The following is a 24,990-nucleotide window of genomic DNA, read 5'->3' as shown; positions in this document are numbered from 1 at the left end:
TGAAACGCACAGCTTCACCCAATGTCACTGTCTGACCAGTGAGTTGGTTGGTGCCGGGGGGAGCCGGCACCTGCGCGCCCGCGCGGCCGAGGGGGGCCCGCGGGGCCACGCACTGGCACGTACACGCATTCACCATGCGTGCGGGGGGATGACTCATGACGTCCACGCCTGCCGATGCCCGGCAGCAGACCTACGATCCATCGGTGACGACCCGGCTGCGCGTTCCGGCCCCGGCCGGCACGGGAGGCCGTCCCCGGCACTCCGACCCGCCGAGGCTCTCGCCGCCCCACCATCGCAAGCCGCTTCCGCGCTTCGACTACGAGCACTACAGCCGCCTCGCCGGCCCGCTCACCGACCCCGGCGAGGACCCCGGCCCGTACCGCGTCCGCTACCGCAGCCTGCTCGCCGACGAGCCGCACCGCGTCCAGGCAGCCCTGCTGCTGGGCGCCGCGCCCGTGGTCTCGCTCGGCCTGCTGGTATGGCTGATGCAGCCCGCCCACTGGACGCAGCGTGAGAACGGCACCACCCTCATGCGGGTCCTGGACACCGTGATGCTGGTGTCCATCGGCCTGATCGAGCTCTTCCGCACGCTCAACGTCACCTCCAACGCCCACGCCACGCTCGTCGCCCGCGATCCCATACCGGTCGTGCCCGAGACCGGCACCCGCGTCGCCTTCCTCACCTCCTTCGTGCCCGGCAAGGAGCCGATCGAGATGGTGACCCGGACCCTGGAGGCGGCCGTCCGGGTGCGCCATCGCGGCCCGGTGCACGTATGGCTGCTCGACGAGGGCGACGACCCCGAGGTCAAGGACGTCTGCCGACGGCTGGGCGTGCACCACTTCAGCCGCAAGGGGGTCGAGAAGTGGAACCTGCCCAAGGGCCCGCACCGCGCGAAGACCAAGCACGGCAATTACAACGCCTGGCTCGACGCGCACGGCGACGACTACGACTTCTTCGCCTCCGTGGACACCGACCACGTACCGCTGCCGAATTTCCTCGAGCGCATGCTCGGATATTTCCGTGACCCCGATGTCGCCTTTGTCGTTGGACCGCAGGTGTACGGGAACTACGACGCGGCCGTCACCAAGGCCGCCGAAAGCCAGCAGTTCCTCTTCCACGCCCTCATCCAGCGCGCCGGCAACCGCTACGGCGCCCCCATGTTCGTCGGCACCAACAACGCCGTGCGCATCAGTGCCCTCAAGGGCATCGGCGGCCTGTACGACTCGATCACCGAGGACATGGCCACCGGCTTCGAGCTGCACCGCCACCGCAATCCCGGGACGGGCAGAAAGTGGCGCTCGGTCTACACCCCGGACGTCCTCGCCGTCGGAGAGGGCCCGAGCGCCTGGACGGACTTCTTCACCCAGCAGCTGCGCTGGTCCCGGGGCACCTACGAGACGATCATCAAGCAGTACTGGAAAGGGCCCTTCACCCTTTCCCCGGGGAAGTTCCTCAACTACACCCTGATGGTCATCTACTACCCGATGACGGCTGTCAACTGGATGCTCGGCGCATTGAGCTGCGCGCTCTTCCTGGGGCTCGGCGCCTCGGGAATCTCCATCAATTCCGAAATCTGGATGATGCTCTACAGCGACGCGGCGGCCCTCCAGATCGGGCTCTACATCTGGAACCGCCGGCACAACGTCTCGCCGCACGAGCCCGAGGGCTCGGGCGGCCTCGCCGGCATGGTGATGTCCGCGCTCTCCGCGCCGATCTACGCCCGTTCCCTGACGGACGCGGTGCTGCGCCGCAAGAGCAGGTTCGTGGTCACCCCGAAGGGCGACTCGGCCAGTCCCGACACCCTCTTCGGCACCTTCCGTATCCACCTGTTCTTCCTGATGGTCTTCGGCGGATCGCTGGTGGCCTCTTTCGTCGCGGGCCACACCCATGTGGCGATGCGCACCTGGGCCTCGCTCGCGCTGGCGGTCACCCTCGCGCCGATCGTCGCCTGGTGGTGGACCGTCCACCGCGCGAAGCGGCCCGCCGAGCACCCCGAGGGGGCACCCCAGACATGAGATTCACCCCGAGCCGCCGCACCCGCCGCCTGGCGATCGGTGCGGCGGTCGTGCTCGTACTGGGCGGGATGAACGCACCGGCCATCTGGGGATACGCCGCCGACCAGTACCACGACTACAAGATCAACAAGCCGGAGTACAAGGCCAGGAACGGCCACTGGGACGTGGTGGACGTCCCGGAGGAGTACCGGATCAACACCATCCACGCGGCCCTGCTGCACACCGGCAAGGTGCTGCTCGTGGCCGGCTCCGGCAACAACGCCGCCAACTTCAAGGCCAAGTCCTTCCGCACGGTCCTGTGGGATCCACGCAGTGACACCTATAAGGACATCCCCACCCCCAAGGACCTCTTCTGCTCCGGGCACACCCAGCTGCCCGACGGAAAGCTCCTGGTGGCGGGCGGCACGCAGCGCTACGAAAAGCTCGACGGCGACGTCGACAAGGCCGGCGGCCTGATGATCGTCCACAACGAGAACCCCGACAAGCCCATGACCTTCCCGGCGGGCACCCGTTTCACCGGCAAGGCCAACCACAAGTCCTTCGAGTCCAAGGACGCGGTCCTCGTGCCCCGCGCCGCCAAGACCGGCGAGGGCGACAAGGTCAAGGTCACGGCCAGCACGGCGCGGGTGTACGTGGAGGCGCTGGACAAGGGCCACGAGTACGAGACCGGGGCGACGGACAACTACCGCGTCGAGGGCCTGTCCGGCGCCGACGCCCGGAACTCCTACGGCATCGCCAACAAGCTCTCCTTCGACAAGAAGGACTTCCAGGGCATCAAGGACGCCTTCGAGTTCGACCCGGTGTCCGAGCGCTATGTCACGGTCGACCCGATGCAGGAGGCCCGCTGGTACCCCACCCTGACCACCCTTCAGGACGGCAGGGTGCTGTCGGTCTCCGGCCTGGACGAGATCGGCCAGGTCGTCCCCGGCAAGAACGAGATCTACGACCCGGCCACCAAGAAGTGGAGGTACCTGCCCAAGGAGCGTTTCTTCCCCACCTACCCCGCCCTGTTCCTCACCGACAAGGGCAGGATCTTCTACACCGGCTCCAACGCCGGCTACGGCCCGGCCGACAAGGGCCGGGTGCCGGGGCTGTGGGACCTGGAGAGCAACGAATTCACCGTGGTGCCGGGCATCGGCGACCCGGACATCCTCGAGACCTCGATGTCCGTGCTGCTGCCGCCCGCCCAGTTGCAGCGCTACATGGTCCTGGGCGGCGGCGGGGTGGGCGAGGACCGCAGGTCCACGGCCCGGACCCGCATCGTCGACCTGCGCGACGAGAACCCCCGCTTCCACGACGGGCCCGACCTCTACGCCAAGGTGCGCTACCCCAGCAGCGTCATCCTGCCCGACGACACCGTGCTGACCACCAACGGCTCCGGCGACTACCGGGGCCGAAGCGACTCCAACGTCATCGCGGCGGAGCTGTACGACCCGAGGGCCAACAGCACCCGCCCGGTCGCCGATCCGCTGGTGGGGCGCAACTACCACTCCGGGGCGCTGCTGCTGCCCGACGGGCGGGTGATGACGTTCGGCTCCGACTCGCTCTTCGGCGACAAGGACAACACCAGGCCGGGCACCTTCCAGCAGCAGATCGACCTCTACACCCCGCCCTACGCCTTCCGGGAGGAACGCCCGGAGATCAAGGACACCGCGTCCCGCACGGTGCGGCTGGGAGAGTCGGCCACCTACCGCGCGGACCAAGCGAAGAGCATCGTCAAGGGACGGCTGATCCGGCCGGGCTCCTTCACCCATGTCACCAACATCGAGCAGCGCTCGATCGCCCTGGACCTGACCGTCTCGGGCGACACCTTCACCGTGACGCTCCCCAAGGACCCCTCGCTGGTGCCCCCCGGCTGGTACATGCTCAACGTCGTCGACGCGAAGGGGACTCCGTCGGAGGCGGTGTGGGTCAAGGTGCCGGTGGCGGAGGAGTTCTCCCCGGCGGCGCCCGCCGAGTCGTCGGCGAACTCCTCCTGAGCTCCGGCGACCCGTGAGCGGGACGGCCGCTCCGACCCGGTTCCGGGGCCGGAGCGGCCGGGTGGGTCAGCGGGAGTTGCGGGCCAGCTCGAGGGCGTACGTCTCCCACCACTGGCCGGCGTCCGGGCCGCCCTTGCAGGCGCCGTCCGACTCGCCGGGCCGCTTGACCCAGAGGTAGGCGTCCACGAGCGCGTCCCCGGTCCGTACGGTCGGGGGGGCGCCGAGGGCCCGGCCCGAGGGATTGCACCAGGCCTTCTCGTGGTCGCCGCCGCTGAGCGGGCCGTTGCCGTTGCGGCTGGTGTCGATGACGAAGTGCTTGCCGCCCACGAGGGCGGAGAGCCCGCGGCCGTAGTCCTTGCTGTCGTCGGTGGTCTGGAAGTTGGAGACGTTCAGCGCGAAGCCGTCCGCCCGGTCGATGCCGGCCCGGCGCAGCGGCTCGGCCATCCGGTCGCCCGGCGTGACCCAGCTGGGGTTGCCCGCGTCGAGGTAGACCTTGGTGCGGGGCAGCTCCTTGAGCCTGCCCACGGCCTCCTTCAGCAGGGCGTACCGCTCCTCGTGGAACTGCTGGGGGGTGCAGCCGTCCTCCATGTGCGGCAGCGCGTCGGGTTCGAGGATGACCGTCGCGGCGCGGTCTCCGATGCCGCGTACGGCCTTCTCCAGCCAGGCGCGGTAGGCGTCGCCGTCGGCCGCGCCGCCCTGGGAGTACTGGCCGCAGTCGCGGTGGGGGATGTTGTAGAACACGAGCAGGGCGTCCCGGTCGGCCTTGGTGGCCGCCTCGGTGAACCCCCGGGTCTGGCCCTCCGGGTCGTCCGCGCCCACCCACTCCGCGACCGGCTGCCCGGCGATCTTCTGGATGAGGTCGGCGTCCCGCTTCTTGCCGTCCTCGCGCAGCCGGGTGGCCTCCTTGGCGGCGGTGCCGTCCGGGTTCACCCAGAACGGGGAGGAGGACTTGGGCAGCTGGGAGGCGGGCGACGCGGAAGGGGGGTTCTTCTTCGGCGACGCCTCGTCGCCCGACGAGCACCCCGCGACGGCGAGGAGCAGGAGCACCCCCGCGGTCGCCCCCGCCCGTGCCCGCGTCCGGCGGGCCCCGCGCGTGCGTCCGGCGTCGCTGCCGTACATCCACTCCCCCTTGGGTGTACTGCCTCTGGCGGTGCCCGGAGATGCCTTCTCAATGCTGGCACAGACGTGCCCACGGCCGTGGGCAGTCATGCCATGACACATACCGAGTCGCCCTGTCGGGCGACTCGACCGGACCGGGCGCGGCCGCGGCGTCGGACTCATCGTCAGGCCTTTCGGATGTCGGTGGTGGCGAAGGGGGCGGTCGTGTCCGTCAGGTAGGCGGAGACGACGATGTTGGCGCTGTACGAGCGGCGCTCGTGGTCGTAGTCGCCGCCGCAGGTGATCAGGCGCAGCTCGGCCCGGTCGGGCCGGCGCGGCCCGTAGGCCTTCGCGGCGTCGAAGCGGTCCTTGGTGAAGACGGCGACGTCCTCGACGGTGAACTCGGCGGTGGACCCGTCCGCGCGGGTGACGCCGATCTTCTCGCCGGGGCCGAGGCCGCCGAGTGCGGAGAAGACGGCGGGCGCGCGGTCGGTGTCGAGGTGGCCGACCAGGACGGCCGCGCCCGGGCTGCCGGGGGCGGGTCCTCCCTGGTACCAGGCGACGGCGCCGGGGCGGGTGAAGGGGGGTGGTTCGACGGCGCCCTGCCGGGTCAGGCCGTGGGGCTCGATGGGGGCACGTATGTTCGCGGTGGTGATGGTGAGGGCTCCGGGGCGGGCCGGGGGCAGGGGGTCGTGGGCCGGGGGCAGGGCGTGGCCGGGCCGCCCGACGGCGGCCACGTCGCCGGTGGTGGGAGAGACCGCCATCGGCACCTCGGTGACGTCCCGGCCCCACAGCCACAGCGCCACCAGCAGCGCGGACCAGGCCATTCCGGTCAGCAGACGACCTGCACCGCTCGCGCGCTCGTCCGGCATGGCGCTACTGCTGCTGACGTCGGCGCTGCTGGGCGTTGGTGCGGCGCCGGTACCAGATGAGGACGCCCGCGATGGTCGCGGTGGTGCCCGCGAGCACGAGGCCCCCGGTGTCGGGCGCCTCGGCGGCGGCCACATGACGGGTGCCGCCGCCTCCGGCGGGCACCGGGGCGACGGGCGAGGCGTGGCCGTAGGCCTCGCGGGGGTCGGGGCCCACGGCGGCGGCGCGGTCGCCGTCGGCCCGCTCGCTCCGCGCGCCGGTGTGACGGTCGGACAGGTCCCGGCCGTCGGTGACGACGGTCAGCCTTCCCTCGGCGGTGGCGTCGACGCCCTCGCAGTTGATCCTGACCGGGTACGTTCCGGCGGCCATGGTCTCGCGGATGGTGGCCTCGGCGAACATGCCGTCCGAGTCCTTGGTGAGCTTGGCGTCGGTCACGAACGCCTCGGAGGTGGCGGTCGCCCGGTCGCTCTCGCAGCCGGCGACCCGCAGCTGGACTTCGGCACCCGGCCTGCTGGTGACGGGCGTGAGCTCGATGGTTCCTGACATGGTGACGGGGCCGTCGTTGGCGTGGGCGGTGGCGGCGCAGACGACGACCGCCGCGGCCACGGCGCCGCAGAGGGCGTAGCGGACTGAAGCCATAGTGAACCTCCTGGTACTCCAGAGGTTCACCCGCCGAGGCGGCCGTACGCATCCGCTCCGTGCTCGTATTGCTCCATTTGACGATCTTCAGAACCAATCAGACCGGTTCGGCCCAATTACGGGCCGGATCCGACCCTCACACGCCGGGATCGGACCGGTCGTTGGAACCGGTCACGCCGGTTGCGGAGCAGGCGTCAGATCAGGTCGACGAGGTCCGCGATCGAGTCGACGACGCGGGACGGCCGGAAGGGGTGCAGGTCGACCTCCTCGGCCCGGGTCAGCCCGGTGAGCACGAGGAAGGTCTCCATGCCGGCCTCGAGCCCGGCCAGGATGTCCGTGTCCATCCGGTCGCCGATCATGGCGCTGGTCTCGGAGTGGGCGCCGATGGCGTTGAGCCCGGCCCGCATCATCAGCGGGTTGGGCTTGCCGACGAAGTAGGGCTCGCGCCCGGTCGCCTTGGTGATCAGCGCGGCGACGGAACCCGTGGCGGGCAGGGCGCCCTCGGCGGAGGGGCCGGTCTCGTCGGGGTTGGTGGCGATGAAGCGGGCGCCGTTGTTGATCAGGCGGATGGCCTTGGTGAGCGCCTCGAAGCTGTAGGTGCGGGTCTCACCGAGGACCACGTAGTCGGGGTCGGCGTCGGTCAGGACGTATCCGATGTCGTGCAGGGCGGTGGTCAGCCCGGCCTCGCCGATGACGTAGGCGGTGCCGCCGGGGCGCTGGTCGTCGAGGAACTGGGCGGTGGCCAGGGCGGAGGTCCAGATGTTGGCGACCGGCACGTCGAGCCCGATCCGCTGCAGCCGGGCGTGCAGGTCCCGGGCGGTGTAGATCGAGTTGTTCGTCAGGACGAGGAAGGGCTTGCCGGACTCGCGGAGCCCCTTGATGAAGGCGTCGGCCCCGGGCACCGGAATGCCCTCGTGCATGAGGACACCGTCCATGTCGGTGAGCCAGGACTCGATCGGCTTGCGCTCTGCCACTGCGGGACTCCTGCCGTGCTGTCGCCCGTCACCGGCGGGACACCGGGACGCCAGGACGGCACCACTCGTGCGCCGCCCTGACACCCCCAGCCTAATCAGTCCCCGGCGGTGGCCCCGGGCCGCCGATTCCTAGCGGTCCGTCCCGGTCTGCCGCTCCTCGTCGTCCTCGGCCGGGGCCTCCGCCGCCTCCAGCAGACGGCCCCGGGCCAGGCGGCCGCCGATCAGCAGCGCCGTCCCGGCGGCCAGCAGGGCCCAGGCCACGAGGCCCATCGCGAGCACGGGGCGTTCGTCGCCGCTGTCGGCGAGCGCGGACGAGGCCGCGGCGGCGTCGGCGGGGCCGCCGGACGGGCCGTACGGGCCGCTCGGCACGTCCGCCGCGGACGGCTCGGACGGATCGGACGGCGAGGAGGAGGCGGGGGTGGCGCGGGCGGGCCCCACGGCGAAGGCGTAGTCGTCGGACTCCCCCACCCAGGCGCCGTCGGCGCCGCGCTTCTGGACGGCCGTGACGTTGGCGGTGACCGCCCCCTCGGGGGCTTCGGCGGTGAAGCCGAGCCGCAGCTGGACGGTGACGAATCCGTGCGGGGGCACCGCGAAGCCGGGGAAGCCGGAGGGGGTGTCGCCGAGGACCCCGACGTTCTCCGCCTCGTCCGTGCGCTCGAGGCGCACCGGCAGCCAGCGCGAGCCGCTCTGGTCGTAGAAGTCCAGGTGGACGTGGCCGGGTTGGAGGGCCCGTCGCTTGTCGGCGAGCACGGCGACGGGGTGGATGGACCGGCACTCGCCGTCGGTGTCGTTGTGCAGCTCCAGCCGCCAGGTGTGCGGGGTGCCGCCGCGCTCGTACGCCCCGGGGCCGCCGCTCAGCCGCGAGGTGATCGGGAACTCGCTGCCGACGGGGTCGCCGCACCGCTGCGACGGGGGGTCGGCGGGCGACGGGGCCGCCGCGGCCGGGGCGGCGCAGGCGAGGAGGGCGGCGCACGCGAGGAGGAACCGCCGGACGGGCCTCGGCGCTCGGGTCGGGCACATCGCGGACAGCGCGGGCATCGCGGGACCTCTCCGGGTGGCGGCTCCGGTCGTACCGGAACATCCCACCGGTCCGCGACCGGTCATCGCGTCGCCCGCGGCTTGCGCCCGACTGGGCGTCAATGTCCGCCCGATAGGCCGATGGTCATCTCATCCACGCCGCGGCCGAAGAGGGGGGCCAGCACCAGTTCGGCCGCTCCCTCGACGACCGTGCGGTCGCCTCCCGGGGCGACGCGGACGGCGACGGCGTCGGCCAGTTCGGCGCGCACTCCGCGGACGTACGCGTCGGGGTCCGCCAGCACGGTCCGGCCGCCGAGCAGCACGTGGTCGATGTCCAGCAGCCGGACGAGGTTGGCGGCGCCGACGCCGAGCAGGCGGGCGGCGCGGGCGGTGTCGCCGGCCGCGACGGCCGCGAGGCAGAGGACCTCCAGGCAGCCGCGGTTTCCGCACGGGCACGGGGGGCCGTCGAGCTGGAGCACCTGGTGGCCGAACTCGCCCGCGCCGGTCCTGGCTCCGCGGTGCACCCGGCCGCCGAGCACGAGGCCCGCGCCGAGGCCGGTGCCGAGATGGAGGTAGGCGAAGGAGGAGGCGGCGGCGTCGCGCGGGCCGCGCAGGGCGAGGCCGAGGGCGGCGGCGTTGGTGTCCTTGTCCAGCGTGACGGGCAGGGCCAGCCGTTCGCTCAGCGCGTCGCGCAGGGGAAAGCCGTCCCACTGGGGGAAGCCGGTGACGCGGTGGAGCACGCCGCCGCGGTGGTCCAGCGGGCCGGGGGCGGCGACTCCGGCGCCGAGGACGGCGGGGGCCCCGGCCTCCGCGAGCAGCGCCGTCGCCTCGCGCGCCACCGCGTCGAGCACCGCGTCCCCGCCCGCGCCGAAGGCGAGCGGCGTGGTGCGCGTGGCGACGGCCGCGCCCATGAGGTCGGCCAGGGTGACGGTCAGGGTGTCGCGGTCGAGGTGGAGGCCGAGGGCGTGCGCGGCGCCGGGCACCAGGCACAGGACGGTGGCGGGCTTGCCGCCCGTGGAGGCGCGGCGGCCCGCCTCGGCGGCGAGGCCGGACTCCCGCAGCCGGCCGGTGATCTTGCTGACGGCCTGCGGGGTCAGTCCCGTGCGCGCGGCCAGTTCCGCCCTGCTGGCGCCGGCCTCGCCGGCGTCGCGCAGCAGACCGAGGACGAGGGCGGCGTTGTGGTCGCGCAGGGCGGCGAGGTTGGCCCCAGGATGGGTTCCGGGGCCGGCTCCGATAGTGCTCACGGCCTCATTCTCCACTCCGCTTGCACTTACGCAACACTGTTGCCAAAGTGGAGGGCATGAAAACCCCGGACATGGACGCCGCCCCGGACGACGCCACCGGCGCCCTCCGCGCCCCCCTCCGCGTGGGCCTCATCGGCTACGGCCTCGCGGGCTCGGTGTTCCACGCCCCGCTCCTCGCCGCCACCGACGGGCTGGTCCTCGACACGGTCGTCACCGCCAACCCCGAACGGCGGCGCCAGGCCCTCGCCGAGCACCCCGGGGTCCGTACTGCCGACAGCGCGGACGCCCTCTTCGCCCGCGCCGGCGAGCTCGACCTGATCGTCGTCGCCTCCCCCAACCGCACCCACGTCCCGCTCGCCCGCGCCGCCCTCGAGGCCGGGCTGCCGGTCGTCGTCGACAAGCCCCTGGCCGCGACCGCCGCCGAGGCCGAGTCGCTGGCCGCGCTCGCCGACAGCCGGGGCCTGCTGCTCAGCGCCTTCCAGAACCGGCGCTGGGACAACGACTTCCGCACCGTCACCCGGCTGGTCTCCGACGGCGCCCTCGGGCGGGTGCTGCGCTTCGAGTCCCGCTTCGAGCGCTGGCGCCCCCGCCCCAAGGGCGGCTGGCGCGAGTCCGGCGACCCGGCGGAGGTCGGCGGCATCCTCTACGACCTGGGCAGTCACCTCGTCGACCAGGCGCTGGCCCTCTTCGGCCCCGCCGCGACCGTCTACGCCGAGGCCGACGTCCGCCGCGACAGCGCCGAGACCGACGACGACACGTTCATCGCCCTCACCCACACCGGCGGCGTCCGCTCCCACCTGTGGATGAGCGCCACCGCCTCCCAGCTCGGCCCGCGCTTCCGGGTGCTGGGCAGCACGGCCGGCTATGTGAAGTACGGGCTCGACCCGCAGGAGGCCGCGCTGCGCGAAGGCCTGCGGCCGGGCGACGGCCGCGCCTGGGGCGTCGAGGCCGAGTCGTCCTGGGGCCGCCTCGGCGCCGGCGAGTCCCCGCTCACGGGCGGCGGCGAACCGGTGCGGACGCTGCCGGGCGACTACCCGGCGTACTACGCGGCGATCGCCGACGCCCTGCGCACGGGCGGACGGCCCCCGGTCACGGCGACGGAGGCCGCGGCGGCGCTGCGCGTGCTCGAGGCCGCGAAGACCTCGGCGACCGAGGGCCGTACGGTCCGCCTGGAGGAGACGCGGTGAGCGAGGAGGTCACCCGGCTCGCCGACGACGAGCGGCGGCTCCTCCTGGACCGCTTCGACCACGACGACGCCTGGCGGCTGGGCCGGCTGCTGACGGACCTGGCGCGTGAACGCGGCGCGGCCGTCACGGTCGGCATCCGGCACGGCGCCCAGCGGCTCTTCCACTGCGCCCTGCCCGGCACCTCGGCCGACAACGACGCCTGGATCGACCGCAAGTGCCGGGTCGTCGAGCGCTACGCCGAGTCGTCGTACCTGGTCGGCGCCCGCTTCCGCGCCAAGGGCCGCACCTTCGAGGACTCCTCCCGCCTCGACCCCGACCGCTACGCCGCGCACGGTGGCGCGTTCCCGCTGCGGGTGCGCGGCACGGGCGTGGTGGGCGTGGTGGCGGTGTCGGGGCTGTCGCAGGGCGAGGACCACGCGCTGGTCGTCGAGGCGCTGGAACGGTTCCTCGCCGGCCCCCGCCGACCCGCCCCGCACCCCTGATGGCATGTCACTTCCGGTCGGTGCGCAATCCCTTCATGGCGTGCGCCACACGCCCACGCAATGCCCATCCGGGGCGGTTACGCTCCGAAGGGGACACGCACGGGGAAGGGACGCACCGATGGATACCGCCGCCGGCATAGTCGAGATCACCTCGGGGGACGAGCTGCGCGAGCTGCTCGGGCAGCCCACACCACAGGCCGCGGGCAAGGTCCGCACCCGGCTCCACGAGCACGACAAGCAGTGGCTCGCGCAGTCGCCGTTCTGCCTGGTAGCGACCTCCGCGGCCGACGGCAGCTGCGACGTCTCCCCCAAGGGCGACCCGCCCGGCTTCACCGTCGTTCTCGACGACACGACGATCGCCGTGCCGGAACGTCCCGGCAACCGCCGCGCCGACGGCTTCCACAACATCCTGAGCAACCCTCGGATCGGCCTGATCTACCTGGTACCGGGCCGCGGCGACACGCTGCGCGTCAACGGCCGGGCCCGCCTGGTCCGCGACGCGCCGTTCTTCGACCGGATGGTCGTCAAGGGCCACCGGCCGCAGCTCGCGGTCCTCGTCGAGATCGACGAGGTCTTCTTCCACTGCTCGAAGGCCTTCCTGCGCTCCGGGCTCTGGAAGCCGGAGACCTGGAACCCCGACGCGGTCCCCTCACGGGCGCGCATCTCCAAGTCGCTGGAGCGGCCCGAGGACGCCCTGGAGGACCTCGAGCGCTACTACGGCCCGCAGTACGCCGGAAGACTGTACGACTGATCCGCCCCGCGGGCAGCGGCCGTTGTCAGTGGCGCGTGCTTCCATTCCTGTCATAGCCCGGACCTGTCACAGCCCGGACAGTGATCCGCCACAGCCGGGCGATGGCCCGCCGTACGCCCGAACAGGAAGCCGAGCACTCCCATGCGCATCGTGATCAGTGAGTTCATGAGCCTCGACGGTGTCGTCCAGGCGCCGGGCGGCCCCGGCGAGGACACCGACGGCGGCTTCGCCCACGGCGGCTGGTCGCACCCCTTCTTCGACCCCGAGGTGGTCGGCGGCGCCTTCGCCGACGCGACGGGCAAGGCCGAGGCGCTGCTGTTCGGGCGCCGCACATGGCAGACGATGGCCGCGGCCTGGCCCGAGCGGGCCGGCGACCCGTTCGCCGACCGGATGAACGCCCTCCCGAAGTACGTCGTGTCCAGCACGCTGGGCGACGACGAGCTGACCTGGAACAACACCACGCGCATCCCCGGGGCCGAGGCCGTCGCCCGCGTCCGGAAGCTGCGCGGGACCGACGGCGGCGACCTGCTGGTCATGGGCAGCGCCACCCTGGCGCGCACCCTCCTGGGCGAGGGCCTGGTCGACGAACTCCGGCTCATGGTCATGCCGGTGCTCCTCGGCGGCGGAAAGAGGATCTTCCCCGACGACGGCACGCTGCGCACGCTCGAGCTGGTCTCCACCGTCACCAGCGGCACGGGCGTCAACGTCTGCACCTACCGGCCGGCCGCCGGGCGGTAGCCCGCGGCGGGCGACGGGCAGGCGGCCGGCGGCCCGTCAGGTTCTGCGGCCGGGGCCGGAGCCGGGGCCCGAGCGGGTGCGGAAGAGTACGGCCAGCGCCAGGGCCGCGCCCACCGCCATGAGGGTCGCGCCGACCGCCATCGAGGCCCTCATCGGCGGCCCTTCGCGCGGCAGCTCGCGTCCCTCGACGGGGGCGGCGTCGTCCGGGCCGGCGGCGCCCGGGCGTCCCGGCAGGCCCTCCAGGCCCTCCAGGCCCTCCAGGCCGGGGAAGCCGGGCGGCAGCACTCCCGTCGGGAAGGGCACCGGCTCACCGGTGTCCGTGTGGCCGCCGTCCGGGGAAGGGCCCGTCCCGCATTCGGGCAGCACGCCCACGAAGGGGTAGGCGTGGATGGTCTGGCCGCCCGCGCGGCCCGTCCCCGACTCATGGGCGAGCGAACCCGCCGTGAACACCCGCCCGTTCACCGCCGTCACCGAGAGCCGGGTCGTGGAGGAGCGACGGCCCACCAGCACCGAGCCCTGCAGCTGCCCGCCGCCCGCGATCCTGACCACCTTCGCGTCGGGGATGTTCCACAGCAGCCGCTCCCGCCGGATGCCGGCGAGCGCCATGGCCGAGGTGTTGATCGTCCGCGCCTCACCGTTCTCGTCGGTCACGTTCACCAGCACCGTCGCGTTCGCCGGGACCTTCCGGAAGGAGAGGCTCTGCGCGCTCCCGTCGGGTGCGACGAGGTCGAAGGGCGCGTTGAAGACCTGGAACGCCGAGGTGCCGTTCCCCGTGAAGACCGTGACCCTGCCCTGGTTCACCGCCGTCCCCGTCGGCTTCCTCGGCACCCCCTTGTCGTAGGCGTAGCACGTGCTGGCCGCGGTCAGTTCCTCCCGCAGCCCGTCGAACGCCGCCAGCGCTCCCGTGTCGCGCACGGCCTTCGGGCTCACCGTGCCCGTGCCGGTCTGCTGTCCGGCGAAGGCGACCGTCCCGTTGACGGGACCGTCCTCGGCGAGCAGCCGCTGGCCCGCGGCGAGCTTGAGGTCGCCACCCACCCGCAGGAACGGCGAACCGTTGTCGGGCGGCACCCGGGAGCCCACCCCCACGGCTCCCACGTGGTACGCCAGGGGCGACCCCGACCCCTTGGCCAGGTCGAATTCGCCCTCGACGACCACCCGGCCCTCGGCCCCGGCCGCCGCGTCGCGCACCGCGAAGTCGCCTCCGACGAAGACGTTGACGCCGTTGTCGCGCCCCACGACCGCGCCGCCGTGCGGGTCGGGGTACGCGGCCGGGCACCTGCCCGGCACGCAGGGCCCCGGCCCGGCGACGGACCGTCCGTCACCCGCGCCCGGTGCCGCGAAGGCACATGCCAGCAGGGTGCCCCCGGCCGCGGCCAGTGTGGCCGTGGCCGAGGCGACCGAACGGACGACCCGGCGCGTTCCACGCTCCCTCTGAGACATATCCGAAAATATGCATATTGCGCGGAGCGGATCACGGAGCCACACCCGTCAGCCCCCGGACGGCCTACGCGTTCTTCACCTGCTGGCGCTGCCTCCCCAGCCCGTCCATCTCCAGCTCCATCACATCCCCCGCCCGCAGATACGGCTTCGGCTCGGGCCTGCCGAACGCGGTCCCGGCGGGCGTGCCCGTGCTGACGACGTCGCCGGGATACAGCGTCATGAACCGGCTGACGTACCGCACCAGATACGCGACCGGGAAGATCTGCTCCGCCGTGCCGGAGTCCTGCATCAGCTCGCCGTTGACCCACAGCCGCATGCCCAGCGCCTGGGGGTCGGGTATCTCGTCGGCCGTCACCAGCCACGGCCCCAGCGGAGTGAACGTCTCGCAGTTCTTGCCCTTGTCCCACTGGCCGCCGCGCTCGTTCTGGAACTCGCGCTCGGTGACGTCGTTGGCCATGACGTATCCCGCCACCGATGCCAGAGCCTCCTCGTCCGTCCGCAGATACCGCGCGGTCCGGCCGATGACGACGGCGAGCTCGACCTCCCAGTCGGTCTTCTCGCTGTCGCGCGGCACCAGCACGGTGTCCTCCGGGCCGACGACCGTGTCCGGCGCCTTGAGGAAGACCACCGGCTCGGCCGGGGCCGCCAGGCCCGCCTCGGCCACGGCGTCCCGGTAGTTGGCGCCGATGCCGACGATCTTGCCTATCCGGGCGACCGGCGGGCCGATCCGCAGCCCCCTCGGGTCGAGGACGGGCAGGATGCGGGCGCCGACGGCGGCCCGGACGTGGGTGAGCGCGGCCCGGTCGCCGAGCAGCGCGCCGTCCACGTCCGGGACCAGCCCGGACAGATCACGCAGCGTCCCGTCGTCCTCGAGCAGCGCCGGGCGTTCCGCCCCGGCGGGCCCCACGCGCAGCAGTCTCATCGCTACAACTCCCCCCAGTCGTCAAGCCCCTCCGCTCGATCGTCCAAGAACGGAGGCACACTCCACAAGCCCCCTTTCGGTCCACGGCGCCCAGGGACCGTCGGACACGCCCTACGTGGCGGAAGCCCGCCCCGCCTGCTTCTCCCGCCCCGCCTGCTTCTCCCGCCCCTCCGGCGTCCGCAGCGGCTGGAGGTACGCCCGCTCGACCGCCGTCCACGTGGTGGTCGTCACGAGGTACAGCCCCGCCGCGAGCGGCACCACGGCGGCCGTGACCAGCGTGCCGAAGGAGAGCAGCGGCATCAGCTTCACCATCGTCGCCATCCCCGGCGCCTGGGCGTCCGCGCCCGCCGCCGCGGGCAGCGCCGCCGCGGTCTTGCGGTTGCGCAGGTACGTCCAGGTGGCGACGACGGCCATCAGCGCGAACAGCGCCACGTACACCAGCCCCTGCGCACCCAGGGGGCCGCCCTCGTCCAGGGCGTCGGCCCACCGCCCGCCGAGCGGCGCGGCCAGCAGCTTGTGCTTCAGCAGATCGCCTCCTCCGTCACCGGTCGAGAACAGGTGGTACATCACGTAGAACACCGGCAGCTGCACCAGCATCGGCAGGCACCCGGCCAGCGGGGACGTCCCGGTCTCCGCGTAGAGCTTGGCGGCCTCCTCCTTCAGCCGTTCGGGCTTCTTGCCGTACTTCCGCCGCAGCTCGGCGAGCCGGGGCGCGAGCTCGGCCCTGGCCCGCTCGCCGCGGGCCGCCGAACGGGTCAGGGGGTGCAGCGCCAGCCGCACGCACGCGGTGAACACCACGATCGCCCCGGCGGTCGCCGAGGCGCCCAGCAGCGGGTCGAGCGCGTCGGCGAGATGCGTGAGCAGCGAGCCGAGTGAGGTGAAGAGGGGAGAGAAGACGGACATGGTGAGTGAGCCCTCCACGGGTCTCGTCGTGCCGAAGGAAGCAAGGGAATTCGGCGTGACGAGCCACGTGGGCACAGCCCCCGGGCACCCCGGTGAGCGCGGGCGGAAAGCGATGAAGAGCTTGCCGCCGGCGGGAGGACAGGGATGCGCGGAGCGCGCCTACGCGGCCGCCGGGAGGGGCAGGCCGGGCGCTCGGGGCCGTCGGCGGCCCTGGGCGTCGGGATCGCGCTGGGCGAGGAACGCCGTACGCAGCTCCCGGTCCCGTATCGCCGTGCGTATTCGGGTCGGCGTGAGCGGACCGCCCGTGCGGGCGGCCGCCACGGCGACGGCGCACAGCGTCAGCGCGAGCGCGACGGCGGTGGTCGCGGCGAGCGCGACAGCGGACAGCAGGCCGGTCTCGGCCAGCAGCAGTTCGCCGAGCAGGAGGAGGAAGACGCTGACGTGCGTCCACAGCACGTCGCGCGCCACGGCACGCAGTACGTGACGCATCGGGCCCCCTCGCACGGTCGGATGAGAGAACGGCAGTTCAGCCGCTCACCAGTTCAGTCGTTCCGATGGTAGACCGCCCCACTGACAACGCCCTCCCTCGGGTCCGCCTCCGCGCCCGGATCCCGGCCCGGATCCGACGCCAGCACCTCCTCGTCCGGCCGCGCGTCGGCCGTCCGGGGCCCCCAGAACGAAACCGCCAGCGCCACGGCCAGGTTCACGACCAGCGCCACGGCGCCCGCGTTCACCCCCCACAGGGGATCGTGCCCGGTGAAGACCAGCCAGCACACCAGCGCACCGCCCGCCACCAGGCCGCTCACCGCGCCCCACAGCGTCATCCGCCGCCACACCAGCCCCAGCAGAATCATGGGGACGAGCTGGGCCATGCCCTCGTACGAGATCAGCGACAGCCGCACCAGCGTGTTGGGCTCGGTGTAGGTGAGCACCAGCGCCAGCGTGCCCGCCGCCACCACCACGACCTGCGCCGCCGTCTTCTGCCGGTCCGGCCGGGCGGCCAGCCGGGGGATCGCGCCCAGCACGCTCTTCCCCCACATCGTCCCGATGACCAGCATGAACACCGCCATCGGCACGATCGACGACAGCGCCGCCGCGACCCCGATCACGCCCACCGCCCAGGCCGGCAGCGAGTCGACGACCAGCTTGAACAGCGCCAGGTTCGAGCCGGCCCCGGTCAGCCCCGGCACCACGAAGATCGCCGCCATGCCCAGCAGCATCGGCACGAACAGCAGCACGTTGTAGAACGGCAGCAGCATGGCGTTGCGCCGCAGCGCGTCGGCGTTGCGCGCGCCCAGGTAGCCCGCCACGGTGGTCGGGAAGATGACGACCGTCAGGGAGTTGAGGAAGCTGGTCGTCACGAACCAGCTGCCGCCCAGCCCGCTGCCGCCGTGCCCGGTGAAGGTCAGCCAGTCCGGCTTCTCGGCCACGATCCGGTCCAGGAAGGGGCCGTAGCCGTCGAAGTAGTGCAGGGGTACGTAGAAGGCGAGAAAGCCGAGCGTGACGATGACCATGAGGTCCTTGAGCACCGAGACCCAGGCGCTGCCGCGCAGGCCGCTCACCACCACGAAGCCCGTCGTCACCGCGAAGGCGATGAAGTAGGCCCAGTTCAGGCTGATCGCCCCGTAGGAGATCGTCGAGACGACGACACCCATGCCGGTGATCTGCAGCTGGATGTACGGCAGCAGGCACACGGTCGCCAGGATCGCCACCGCCGTGCCGAGCCAGGGCCGGCCGTAGCGGTGGGCCACCATGTCGGTGATGGTGACGAGGCCGTGCCGGCGGGCGTACGACCAGAGCGTCGGGCCGACGACGTAGCCCAGCGCGTACCCGCAGGACATGTAGGCGATGACGTAGAGGACGGGGGCGCCGTGGTTGTAGCCCCAGCCGGCGGCGCCGAGGTAGCTGAAGCTGGTGTAGCCCTCACCGGCCATCAGCACCCAGATGAAGACCGTGCCGAGGCTGCGGCCGCCCACCGACCACTCGGCCAGTCCGGTGGTGCGGCCGTGGCCGCGGACGGCCAGCAGGCCCAGGGCGACGGTCAGGAGCATGAATCCGCCGAAGATCGCCGACGCGACGGCGGCGTCGCCGCTCACGCGCGTCCCCGCTTGCGGTCGCCCCGCCAGGCGAGGAAGACGGCGGCCGGGGTCAGCAACGTCGCCAGCAGCAGCCAGAAGAAGAGGAAGGGCAGGCCCAGGACGGTCGGGTGGACGCGGTCCACCAGGGGGAGGGCGCCCAGGTAGAGGACGTACGGGGCCAGGAGCCACAGCAGGTTGGGACGTTTCTTCACGGATCGACCCTAGGTCGCGGACGAGCCCGTTCCGCCCTAAGCCCCCGATTCCGGCCTCAGCACCGGCGAAGCCCGGCCGCCGCCCCGGCCCCCGCACCCCGGACTCCGCCCGCCCCCCTGCGTCGCCTACGCCCCCGACAGCCAGGACACCGTGTAGATCACCAGCCCCGCCAGCGCCCCCACCACCGTGCCGTTGATCCGGATGAACTGCAGGTCTCGGCCGATGTGGGCCTCGATCTTGCGGGAGGTGTGCTCCGCGTCCCAGCCGGCCACCGTGTCGGTGATCAGCGCGGTGATCTCGTCCCGATAGGTCGTCACCACATAGACGGCCGCGTCCTCCAGCCAGCCGTCGACCTTCCGCCGCAGCCGCTCGTCGCCGGTCATCCGGTCGCCCAGGGAGAGGATCGAGGCGCGGGTGCGCGTCCGGAGCTCGCTGCGCTCGTCCTCCGCCGCGGCCACGATCATCGCCCGCACGGACGACCACGCCGAGGCGATGATGTCCTGCACCTCGCCGCGGCCCAGCACCTCGGACTTCAGCCGCTCGACACGCGCGCGTGTGTCGTCGTCGGACGTCAGGTCGTGGGCGAAGTCCGCGAGGAAGCGGTCGACGGCGCCGCGCGCCGGATGATCCGGCATGTCGCGCATCTCCGTCACGAAGCGGAGCAGCTCCTTGTAGACCCGCTCGCCGACCTTGCGGTCCACGAAGCGCGGCGTCCAGCCGGGGGCCCCGCCGGCGACGGCCGACATCACCGAGTCGCTGTGGGTGACGAGCCAGTCGTGGGCCCGTACGCACACCAGGTCCACCACCTTGTGATGGCCCCCGTCGGCGACGATCCTCTCGAGCATCGTGCCGATGCCCGGGGCGATCTCGGCGGCGTCGGCCCGCCGGGTGATGGCCTCGCCGACGACCGCCTGGACGTCGGCGTCGCGCAGGACGGTCAGGGCGCCGCGCAGGGCGGTGGCGAGTTCGTCGGTCACCCGGTCGGCGTGTTCGGGCCGGCTCAGCCAGGTGCCGAGCCGGGAGCCGATGCCGACGGAACGCAGCCGCTGCCGCACCACCTCGCCGGAGAGGAAGTTCTCGCCGACGAAGTCGCCGAGGTTCTGTCCCAGCTGGTCCTTCTTGGTCGGGATGATGGCCGTGTGGGGGATCGGCAGGCCCATGGGCCGCCGGAAGAGCGCGGTGACGGCGAACCAGTCGGCGAGCGCGCCGACCATGCCCGCCTCGGCGGCGGCCGCGACGAAGCCGGCCCAGCCTCCGCCCCACCCCGTGGTCCGGGCCCACGTGGCCAGCGTGTAGACGGCCGCGACGGCCAGCAGCAGCCCTGTGGCGAGCGCCTTCATCCGGCGGACGCCGCGCTGTTTCTCGGCGTCCGCCTCGCTGTAGGTGAGTCCGCCGGGCACGGCGGGCATCACTCCATCGGCGGCATTCGCACCGTCACCGGCGGCAGCCGATTCCTGTCCATGGGACCGTTTCATCCGCACCACCCGTTCCGGCTGTCCTCACGTGCATTGTCCCTGCCCGACCTACTCGGGGAACGGACGAAGAGTTCCCCGCGTCTGACAAGTCGCACATGACATGTCACGAGCACGCGCTGCGTGGCTCTCGCCCCCACAGGCCGCCAGGCCGGCCCGGAGCCGTACGCTCCGCAGTACCCAGGAGACAACCGCCCATGAAGAGGTCACCCCTGCCCCACGGCGCCGCGTACGCCGTGCTCGCGTCGCTGGTGGGCGTGGTGATCGTGGTCTCGATCGCGATATTCCTCACCGCGGGCGGGTCCGACGACCGGCCCGCGGACCGGGCCCACGAGGCCCGGCGCTCGGCCGCGCCGGCCGCCACGGGCGGCTGGGTGGGCGCCTGGTCCACCTCCCCGGCGGTGGCCGAGGCGGACACCCCCCAGGGCCTTCCGGGCCGCTCGATCCGCAACGTGCTGCACACCACGCTCGCCGGCAGCAGCGCCCGGGTGCACCTGTCCAACCTCTTCGGGACCACCCCGCTGACCGTCAGCCACGCCTCGCTGGCCCTCGCCGCCACGCCGGGCGGCCCTGCCGCCGTGCCCGGCAGCATGCGCGCGCTCACCTTCGGCGGGCGCAGCACGGTGACCATCCCGGCCGGCCGGGCCACCGTCAGCGACCCGGTCCGGTTCGCCGTCGGGTACGCGGCCGACCTGATGGTGACCACCTACTCCCCCACGCCCTCGGGCCCGGTCACCCTTCACCCGTACGCCCGTCAGACCGCCTACCTCGCGAACGGCGACCGGGTCGAGGACACCGAGGCCGGCGCGTACACCGCCAAGAGCCCGTACTGGCGCTACGTCACCGGCGTCGACGTCTGGAGCACCGAGGCGCGCGGCTCGGTGGTGGCCCTCGGCGACTCCATCACCGACGGCGTGTCCTCCACCGTGGGGGCCAACCGCCGCTGGACCGACTTCCTGGCCGACCGGCTGCGCTCCGAGCCCGACGCACCGCGCTACGGCGTGCTGAACCAGGGCATCAGCGGCAACCGGATCCTGCTCGGCGGCCAGGGCACCTCCCCGGCGAACAACCCCAGCGCCCTCGAGCGCTTCGACCGCGACGTGCTGTCCCGGGCCGGCGTGCGGGTCGTGGTCGTCGAACTGGGCGTCAACGACATCCTGCGCCGCCCCAAGCAGGCCGACCCGGCCCGGATCGTGGCGGGCCTGCGGCAGCTGGTGGAGCGGGCGCACGCGCGCGGGGTGCGCGTGGTGGGCTCCACGCTGACGCCCATCAGCGGCCACAAGGGCGTCGTGCCGGAGCAGGAGGTCGTGCGGCAGGGCGTGAACACCGAGATCCGCGCCGGGGGCGTCTTCGACCATGTGGTCGACTTCGACCGGGCGCTGCGCGATCCCGCGAACCCGCAGCAGCTCCTCCCGGCGTACGACTGCGGCGACCATCTGCACCCCAGCGACGCCGGCTACCGCGCGATGGCCGACGCCCTGGACCTCGACGGGCTCAAGAGCCGGCCGGTGGCCGCCGCGCTGTGAGCCGCGGCCCGGGCGCGAGGAGAAACGATCACTCCAGCCTCTTGCGGTCGTTCCGGCGCTCCTCGCGGTCCAGGCGGCGCTCCTCGCGCCGCTCCTCCCGCAGCCGCTTCCGCTCGGCCTTCGGCAGCTTCCTGACGACGCCGACGCCGCCCCAGAAGGCGAAGCCGGTGATGTGCACCGTGGGGGATCCGGGGGTGCCCGGGCCGGAGGCCTTGTCGTCGAAGCCGCCCATGATGCCGATGCCGCCGACCTGGACCTCGAGCTCCGGGGGGACGGTGACCTGCATGCCGCTCATGACGGCGAAGCAGCGGATGACGATCTCGCCGTCCTCGAACCGCGCCTCGCGCAGGTCGATCTCGCCGCCGCCCCAGAAGGTGAAGGCGGTGAACCGCCGGGGGACGGTCCATCCGCCGCGGCGCTGGAAGCCGCCCATGATGCCCACGGCGCCCTTGGACGTCGCCCGGCCCCCGATCCGCCCGGCCCAGTCCCCGGTGGCCGGCCCGGCGGCCCCGGCGCCCGTGCGGGAGGGCATCGGCAGGTCCCGGACGAGCGGTTCCAGGTCGGCGTGGGTGCGGGCCTTGTAGGCGGCGTCCAGCCTCTCCTCGAACTCCTCCATGTCCAGCCGCCCCTCGGCGACGGCCTCGCGCAGGGCCTCGGCGATCCGCTCTCGCTCCGCGTCGGAGGCCCGCATCTCAGGAAGTTCGCTCATCATGGCGTTCAGCCTAAGGGCCTACGGCGTGGGTCGTTCGGCGTACATCCGGGCGATGACCTCCTCGATGTCGGGCTCCCGCACCGACAGGTCCACCAGCGGATACCGTCCGGCCACCGCCGCCACGACGGGCGCGGCGCTGTGGGTCGCGGCGAACGCCAGCCACTGCCGCGTCCCTTCGACCTTCACCGTGCGCGCCCCCGGTACTCCCGTGATGGGCGGCATCTCGTGTTCCAGGTCGACCACGAGCGTCCGCTCGCTCTCCCCCACCGCGTGCAGCCCGTCCAGAGCGCCGTCGTACACGAGCCGGCCGTGGTCGATGACCATCACCCGCTTGCAGAGCTGCTCGATGTCGGTCAGGTCGTGCGTGGTGAGCAGAACGGTCATGCCGCGCTCGGCGTTCACCTCGCGCAGGAACTCGCGCACCTTCGTCTTGCTCACCACGTCGAGGCCGATGGTGGGCTCGTCGAGATAGAGCACCTCCGGATCGTGCAGCAGCGCCGCCGCGATGTCCCCGCGCATCCGCTGGCCGAGCGAGAGCTGCCGTACGGGCACGTCCAGCAGCCGGCCGAGGTCGAGCAGTTCCACGCAGCGCTCGAGATTGGCGCGATAACGGTCCTCGGGGACGCGGTACATGCGGCGCACCAGGCCGTAGGAGTCGCGCAGGGGAAGGTCCCACCACAGGGTCGTGCGCTGCCCGAAGACCACGCCGATGCGGCGGGCGAGCCCCGTCCGGTCGCGGGAGGGGTCGACGCCCGCGACGCGCAGGCGCCCGCCGCTGGGTGTGAGGATGCCGGTGAGCATCTTGATGGTGGTCGACTTCCCGGCGCCGTTGGGGCCGATGTAGCCGACCATCTCGCCGCGCGGCACGCGGAAGCTGATGCCGTCCACGGCCCGCACCTGGTGGCGTTCCCGGCGCAGGAGGCCCGTTCTGCGGCGGACGTCGAAGACCTTCCGCACGTCGTCGAGCTCGATGAACGCGTCCACTGTCGTCAACTCCCCGTACTCCGATAGCTCCGCAGTCCCGTCCGCCATGCCAGTGCGGCCGCCGCGCAGCACCCGAGCGCCACCAGGGGCGAGGCGAAGTCGACCCAGGCGGGCAGCCGCAGCGGGTCGTCGCGGCCCAGGACGCGCAGTGCCGGCAGCCAGTTGACGAAGGCGAGCGGGACGACGAACGTGACCCCGCGCACCAGGTCGGTGGCGAAGACCGTGGGCGGGTACTGCAGCAGCGTCGTCCCGCCGTAGGTGAAGGCGTTCTGTATCTCCGAGGCGTCGTCGGCCCTGAACTGGAACGCCGCCCCGGCGACGAAGACCGCCCCGAAGATGACCGCTCCGCTGACGAGCATCAGCGGGACGAGCGCCACCGTCACGGGCGTCCAGTGGACGTCGAGGCGCGTCAGCGACCAGGCCAGCAGCAGGACTCCCTGGCTGAGCCGGCCCACCCTCCGCAGCGCGAAGCGGTCGGCGGCCACCTGGGCGAGGACGGGCACCGGGCGCGTCAGGAGCACGTCCAGGGTGCCGTCGCGCACCCGCCGGCCGAGGCGGTCCATGTTGCCGAGCGTGAGGTCGGCGAGGCCGAAGGCGGTGCTCGTCGTGCCGTAGAGGAAGGCCACCTCGGGGAGGGAGAAGCCGCCGAGCACGTCGACGTGGGAGAACATGATGGCGATGGCCACGAAGTCCAGGGCGGTGGCGGCGAAGTTGCCCGCGGCCATCATCAGGAAGGACAGGCGGTACGCCATCGTCGAGCGCACCCACATGCCCACGATGAGCCCGTAGCAGCGCAGTCCCTCGCCCCACCGGCGCGCGGCGGCGTCAGCCACCCTGGACCACCACCTTGCGTGTCGCCGCCGACTGCAGCAGCCGTCCCGCCGCGAGCAGGACCGCCGCCCACACCGCCTGGAAGGCCAGCGCGGCGGCGAGGCCGGTCCCCCGGTGGCGCTCCAGGAGGACGTCCACGGGCACCTGCAGCATGGCCGCCCACGGCAGGGTCCGCGCGACCTCGCCGAAGGCGCCGGGGAAGACGTTCAGGGGCAGCAGCGTGCCGGAGAAGAACATGCACAGCAGGGCGCTCAGCATGCCCGCCCCGGCGCCGTCGAGGAGCCAGAAGGAGCACAGCGCCACCAGATAGCGCAGGGCGAAGCCCACGACGAGGCCCAGGAGGACCGACAGCAGGAAGTACAGCCAGGTCACGGGGTCGGCCGGGAGGGCGAGTTCGAAGGCGAGGGCGCCGACGGCCAGCGGCACCACGCCGCGTCCCAGCAGTTGGAAGGCCGCCCGGCCCAGGTCGCTCGCCAGCCACCACGCCTGCAGGTCCACGGGCCGGTAGAGGTCGACGGCGATGTCGCCGGAGCGGATGCGGTCCTGGAGCTCCTCCTGGAAGCCCCCGCCGAGCAGCGAGGCGGAGGCCAGCAGCGCCTGGCTGACCCAGACGAACGTCAGCGCCTGCGCCCGGTCGTAGCCGCCCAGGTGCGGGCGTTCGTTCCACAGGGCGATGTAGGTGGAGGCGACGATAAAACCGAAGACCGTATTGGTGAACACCCCGGCGGCGGTGGCCGTCCGGTACGTCGCGTACCGCCGGAAGCCGCCGGCCGCGACGGCCGCGTACAGCCGCATCCCGCGATCCCCCTCGTCGTCGCCGAAGCGCACGAGCCTAGCCGTACGTATCGTCCTCGAACCACGGAATTTCACCCCATGGAGTGGTCGGGCTGGCCTGAACGGCCCTTACGGAGCTGT

24 protein-coding genes are annotated in these 24,990 nt (G+C 72.7%); 7 read left to right on the top strand and 17 right to left on the bottom strand.

What is annotated here, in order from left to right; genetic code table 11:
- The first annotated feature begins 155 nt into the window (after positions 1–155).
- Positions 156–2,015 carry a glycosyltransferase gene (locus AB4K12_RS05900; protein WP_368433220.1) on the top strand — a complete coding sequence of 620 codons (1,860 nt, stop codon included), beginning with the start codon at positions 156–158 and terminating at the stop codon, positions 2,013–2,015.
- Positions 2,012–3,994, top strand: coding sequence for a galactose oxidase-like domain-containing protein (locus tag AB4K12_RS05895; protein WP_368433219.1), 1,983 nt, complete (start codon positions 2,012–2,014; stop codon positions 3,992–3,994). Before AB4K12_RS05900 ends, AB4K12_RS05895 begins: the two co-directional genes overlap by 4 nt.
- A gap of 66 nt (positions 3,995–4,060) precedes the next feature.
- On the opposite strand, the gene AB4K12_RS05890 is transcribed toward AB4K12_RS05895, so the two are convergent.
- The 6 genes from AB4K12_RS05890 to AB4K12_RS05865 form a co-directional block, all read right to left on the bottom strand.
- Entirely contained in the window at positions 4,061–5,113 is a 1,053-nt protein-coding gene (locus tag AB4K12_RS05890) for a glycoside hydrolase family 6 protein (RefSeq protein WP_368433218.1), read from the bottom strand.
- 164 nt (positions 5,114–5,277) lie between these two features.
- Positions 5,278–5,964: a class F sortase gene (locus tag AB4K12_RS05885; RefSeq protein WP_368433217.1), complete on the bottom strand. Its 687-nt coding sequence runs from the start codon at positions 5,962–5,964 to the stop codon at positions 5,278–5,280.
- A gap of 4 nt (positions 5,965–5,968) precedes the next feature.
- A complete protein-coding gene (locus AB4K12_RS05880; RefSeq protein WP_368433216.1) occupies positions 5,969–6,601 on the bottom strand; it encodes a hypothetical protein in 633 nt (210 codons plus the stop codon).
- Between the two features lie 194 nt (positions 6,602–6,795).
- The gene (locus AB4K12_RS05875; protein ID WP_086575060.1) at positions 6,796–7,575 is read right to left on the bottom strand and encodes an HAD-IIA family hydrolase; all 780 of its coding nucleotides are present in this window, start codon (positions 7,573–7,575) and stop codon (positions 6,796–6,798) included.
- Positions 7,576–7,704: 129 nt separating this feature from the next.
- Positions 7,705–8,613 (bottom strand): hypothetical protein, encoded by a 909-nt coding sequence (locus tag AB4K12_RS05870; protein WP_368433215.1) that lies wholly within the window; start codon positions 8,611–8,613, stop codon positions 7,705–7,707.
- A gap of 98 nt (positions 8,614–8,711) precedes the next feature.
- On the bottom strand, positions 8,712–9,827 hold the full coding sequence (locus AB4K12_RS05865) for an ROK family protein (RefSeq protein ID WP_368433813.1): 1,116 nt from the start codon (positions 9,825–9,827) through the stop codon (positions 8,712–8,714).
- Between the two features lie 65 nt (positions 9,828–9,892).
- Between AB4K12_RS05865 and AB4K12_RS05860 the strand changes: the two genes are divergently transcribed.
- The 4 genes from AB4K12_RS05860 to AB4K12_RS05845 all read left to right on the top strand — a co-directional run bounded on the left by AB4K12_RS05860 (position 9,893) and on the right by AB4K12_RS05845 (position 12,994).
- Positions 9,893–11,023 carry a Gfo/Idh/MocA family oxidoreductase gene (locus AB4K12_RS05860; protein WP_368433214.1) on the top strand — a complete coding sequence of 377 codons (1,131 nt, stop codon included), beginning with the start codon at positions 9,893–9,895 and terminating at the stop codon, positions 11,021–11,023.
- The gene (locus AB4K12_RS05855) at positions 11,020–11,505 is read left to right on the top strand and encodes a heme-degrading domain-containing protein (RefSeq protein WP_368433213.1); all 486 of its coding nucleotides are present in this window, start codon (positions 11,020–11,022) and stop codon (positions 11,503–11,505) included. The genes AB4K12_RS05860 and AB4K12_RS05855 overlap by 4 nt, the downstream gene beginning before the upstream one ends.
- 118 nt (positions 11,506–11,623) lie before the next feature.
- A complete protein-coding gene (locus AB4K12_RS05850) occupies positions 11,624–12,256 on the top strand; it encodes a pyridoxamine 5'-phosphate oxidase family protein (protein ID WP_368433212.1) in 633 nt (210 codons plus the stop codon).
- A gap of 141 nt (positions 12,257–12,397) precedes the next feature.
- On the top strand, positions 12,398–12,994 hold the full coding sequence (locus tag AB4K12_RS05845) for a dihydrofolate reductase family protein (protein WP_368433211.1): 597 nt from the start codon (positions 12,398–12,400) through the stop codon (positions 12,992–12,994).
- Between the two features lie 36 nt (positions 12,995–13,030).
- Here AB4K12_RS05845 and AB4K12_RS05840 read toward each other — a convergent pair whose 3' ends face one another.
- The 7 genes from AB4K12_RS05840 to AB4K12_RS05810 all read right to left on the bottom strand — a co-directional run bounded on the left by AB4K12_RS05840 (position 13,031) and on the right by AB4K12_RS05810 (position 19,959).
- Positions 13,031–14,434 carry a choice-of-anchor A family protein gene (locus AB4K12_RS05840; RefSeq protein WP_368433210.1) on the bottom strand — a complete coding sequence of 468 codons (1,404 nt, stop codon included), beginning with the start codon at positions 14,432–14,434 and terminating at the stop codon, positions 13,031–13,033.
- 64 nt (positions 14,435–14,498) lie between these two features.
- Positions 14,499–15,356, bottom strand: a complete 858-nt coding sequence (locus tag AB4K12_RS05835) for a fumarylacetoacetate hydrolase family protein (protein ID WP_368433209.1) — start codon at positions 15,354–15,356, stop codon at positions 14,499–14,501.
- 111 nt (positions 15,357–15,467) lie between these two features.
- The gene (locus AB4K12_RS05830) at positions 15,468–16,277 is read right to left on the bottom strand and encodes a YidC/Oxa1 family membrane protein insertase (RefSeq protein WP_368433208.1); all 810 of its coding nucleotides are present in this window, start codon (positions 16,275–16,277) and stop codon (positions 15,468–15,470) included.
- A gap of 141 nt (positions 16,278–16,418) precedes the next feature.
- Positions 16,419–16,748 carry a DUF6412 domain-containing protein gene (locus AB4K12_RS05825; protein WP_368433207.1) on the bottom strand — a complete coding sequence of 110 codons (330 nt, stop codon included), beginning with the start codon at positions 16,746–16,748 and terminating at the stop codon, positions 16,419–16,421.
- 53 nt (positions 16,749–16,801) lie between these two features.
- Complete coding sequence (locus AB4K12_RS05820; protein WP_368433812.1) at positions 16,802–18,310, bottom strand: sodium:solute symporter; 1,509 nt, start codon at positions 18,308–18,310, stop codon at positions 16,802–16,804.
- A gap of 41 nt (positions 18,311–18,351) precedes the next feature.
- A complete protein-coding gene (locus AB4K12_RS05815; protein ID WP_362257763.1) occupies positions 18,352–18,549 on the bottom strand; it encodes a DUF3311 domain-containing protein in 198 nt (65 codons plus the stop codon).
- A gap of 126 nt (positions 18,550–18,675) precedes the next feature.
- Positions 18,676–19,959 (bottom strand): DUF445 domain-containing protein, encoded by a 1,284-nt coding sequence (locus AB4K12_RS05810; RefSeq protein ID WP_368433206.1) that lies wholly within the window; start codon positions 19,957–19,959, stop codon positions 18,676–18,678.
- Positions 19,960–20,219: 260 nt separating this feature from the next.
- On the opposite strand from AB4K12_RS05810, the gene AB4K12_RS05805 reads away from it, so the two are divergent.
- Complete coding sequence (locus AB4K12_RS05805; protein WP_368433205.1) at positions 20,220–21,548, top strand: SGNH/GDSL hydrolase family protein; 1,329 nt, start codon at positions 20,220–20,222, stop codon at positions 21,546–21,548.
- Positions 21,549–21,576: 28 nt separating this feature from the next.
- Here AB4K12_RS05805 and AB4K12_RS05800 read toward each other — a convergent pair whose 3' ends face one another.
- Genes AB4K12_RS05800 through AB4K12_RS05785 form a run of 4 tightly spaced genes read right to left on the bottom strand, consistent with a single transcriptional unit; the run spans position 21,577 to position 24,870 of the window.
- On the bottom strand, positions 21,577–22,257 hold the full coding sequence (locus AB4K12_RS05800; RefSeq protein WP_368433204.1) for a DUF1707 domain-containing protein: 681 nt from the start codon (positions 22,255–22,257) through the stop codon (positions 21,577–21,579).
- A gap of 21 nt (positions 22,258–22,278) precedes the next feature.
- A complete protein-coding gene (locus tag AB4K12_RS05795; protein WP_368433203.1) occupies positions 22,279–23,292 on the bottom strand; it encodes an ATP-binding cassette domain-containing protein in 1,014 nt (337 codons plus the stop codon).
- Positions 23,250–24,014 (bottom strand): ABC transporter permease, encoded by a 765-nt coding sequence (locus tag AB4K12_RS05790; RefSeq protein ID WP_368433811.1) that lies wholly within the window; start codon positions 24,012–24,014, stop codon positions 23,250–23,252. Before AB4K12_RS05790 ends, AB4K12_RS05795 begins: the two co-directional genes overlap by 43 nt.
- A gap of 55 nt (positions 24,015–24,069) precedes the next feature.
- Positions 24,070–24,870: an ABC-2 family transporter protein gene (locus AB4K12_RS05785; protein WP_362258102.1), complete on the bottom strand. Its 801-nt coding sequence runs from the start codon at positions 24,868–24,870 to the stop codon at positions 24,070–24,072.
- Positions 24,871–24,990 lie beyond the last annotated feature (120 nt).

The sequence above is a fragment of the Streptomyces sp. C36 genome (assembly GCF_040932295.1).
Taxonomy (GTDB): Bacteria; Actinomycetota; Actinomycetes; order Streptomycetales; family Streptomycetaceae; genus Streptomyces; species Streptomyces triculaminicus.
This window is presented reverse-complemented; position numbering and strand designations above follow the sequence as displayed.

What these genes read in the sequence shown, in the direction of transcription:
- AB4K12_RS05795 (WP_368433203.1), bottom strand. Translation starts at nt 23,292, where the DNA reads ATGGCGGACGGGACTGCGGAGCTATCGGAGTACGGGGAGTTGACGACA.
- AB4K12_RS05860 (WP_368433214.1), top strand. Translation starts at nt 9,893, where the DNA reads ATGAAAACCCCGGACATGGACGCCGCCCCGGACGACGCCACCGGCGCC.
- AB4K12_RS05900 (WP_368433220.1), top strand. Translation starts at nt 156, where the DNA reads ATGACGTCCACGCCTGCCGATGCCCGGCAGCAGACCTACGATCCATCG.
- AB4K12_RS05820 (WP_368433812.1), bottom strand. Translation starts at nt 18,310, where the DNA reads ATGCTCCTGACCGTCGCCCTGGGCCTGCTGGCCGTCCGCGGCCACGGC.
- AB4K12_RS05895 (WP_368433219.1), top strand. Translation starts at nt 2,012, where the DNA reads ATGAGATTCACCCCGAGCCGCCGCACCCGCCGCCTGGCGATCGGTGCG.
- AB4K12_RS05890 (WP_368433218.1), bottom strand. Translation starts at nt 5,113, where the DNA reads ATGTACGGCAGCGACGCCGGACGCACGCGCGGGGCCCGCCGGACGCGG.
- AB4K12_RS05790 (WP_368433811.1), bottom strand. Translation starts at nt 24,014, where the DNA reads ATGTGGGTGCGCTCGACGATGGCGTACCGCCTGTCCTTCCTGATGATG.
- AB4K12_RS05785 (WP_362258102.1), bottom strand. Translation starts at nt 24,870, where the DNA reads ATGCGGCTGTACGCGGCCGTCGCGGCCGGCGGCTTCCGGCGGTACGCG.
- AB4K12_RS05870 (WP_368433215.1), bottom strand. Translation starts at nt 8,613, where the DNA reads ATGCCCGCGCTGTCCGCGATGTGCCCGACCCGAGCGCCGAGGCCCGTC.
- AB4K12_RS05880 (WP_368433216.1), bottom strand. Translation starts at nt 6,601, where the DNA reads ATGGCTTCAGTCCGCTACGCCCTCTGCGGCGCCGTGGCCGCGGCGGTC.
- AB4K12_RS05885 (WP_368433217.1), bottom strand. Translation starts at nt 5,964, where the DNA reads ATGCCGGACGAGCGCGCGAGCGGTGCAGGTCGTCTGCTGACCGGAATG.
- AB4K12_RS05850 (WP_368433212.1), top strand. Translation starts at nt 11,624, where the DNA reads ATGGATACCGCCGCCGGCATAGTCGAGATCACCTCGGGGGACGAGCTG.
- AB4K12_RS05810 (WP_368433206.1), bottom strand. Translation starts at nt 19,959, where the DNA reads ATGCCCGCCGTGCCCGGCGGACTCACCTACAGCGAGGCGGACGCCGAG.
- AB4K12_RS05840 (WP_368433210.1), bottom strand. Translation starts at nt 14,434, where the DNA reads ATGTCTCAGAGGGAGCGTGGAACGCGCCGGGTCGTCCGTTCGGTCGCC.
- AB4K12_RS05825 (WP_368433207.1), bottom strand. Translation starts at nt 16,748, where the DNA reads ATGCGTCACGTACTGCGTGCCGTGGCGCGCGACGTGCTGTGGACGCAC.
- AB4K12_RS05800 (WP_368433204.1), bottom strand. Translation starts at nt 22,257, where the DNA reads ATGAGCGAACTTCCTGAGATGCGGGCCTCCGACGCGGAGCGAGAGCGG.
- AB4K12_RS05835 (WP_368433209.1), bottom strand. Translation starts at nt 15,356, where the DNA reads ATGAGACTGCTGCGCGTGGGGCCCGCCGGGGCGGAACGCCCGGCGCTG.
- AB4K12_RS05845 (WP_368433211.1), top strand. Translation starts at nt 12,398, where the DNA reads ATGCGCATCGTGATCAGTGAGTTCATGAGCCTCGACGGTGTCGTCCAG.
- AB4K12_RS05805 (WP_368433205.1), top strand. Translation starts at nt 20,220, where the DNA reads ATGAAGAGGTCACCCCTGCCCCACGGCGCCGCGTACGCCGTGCTCGCG.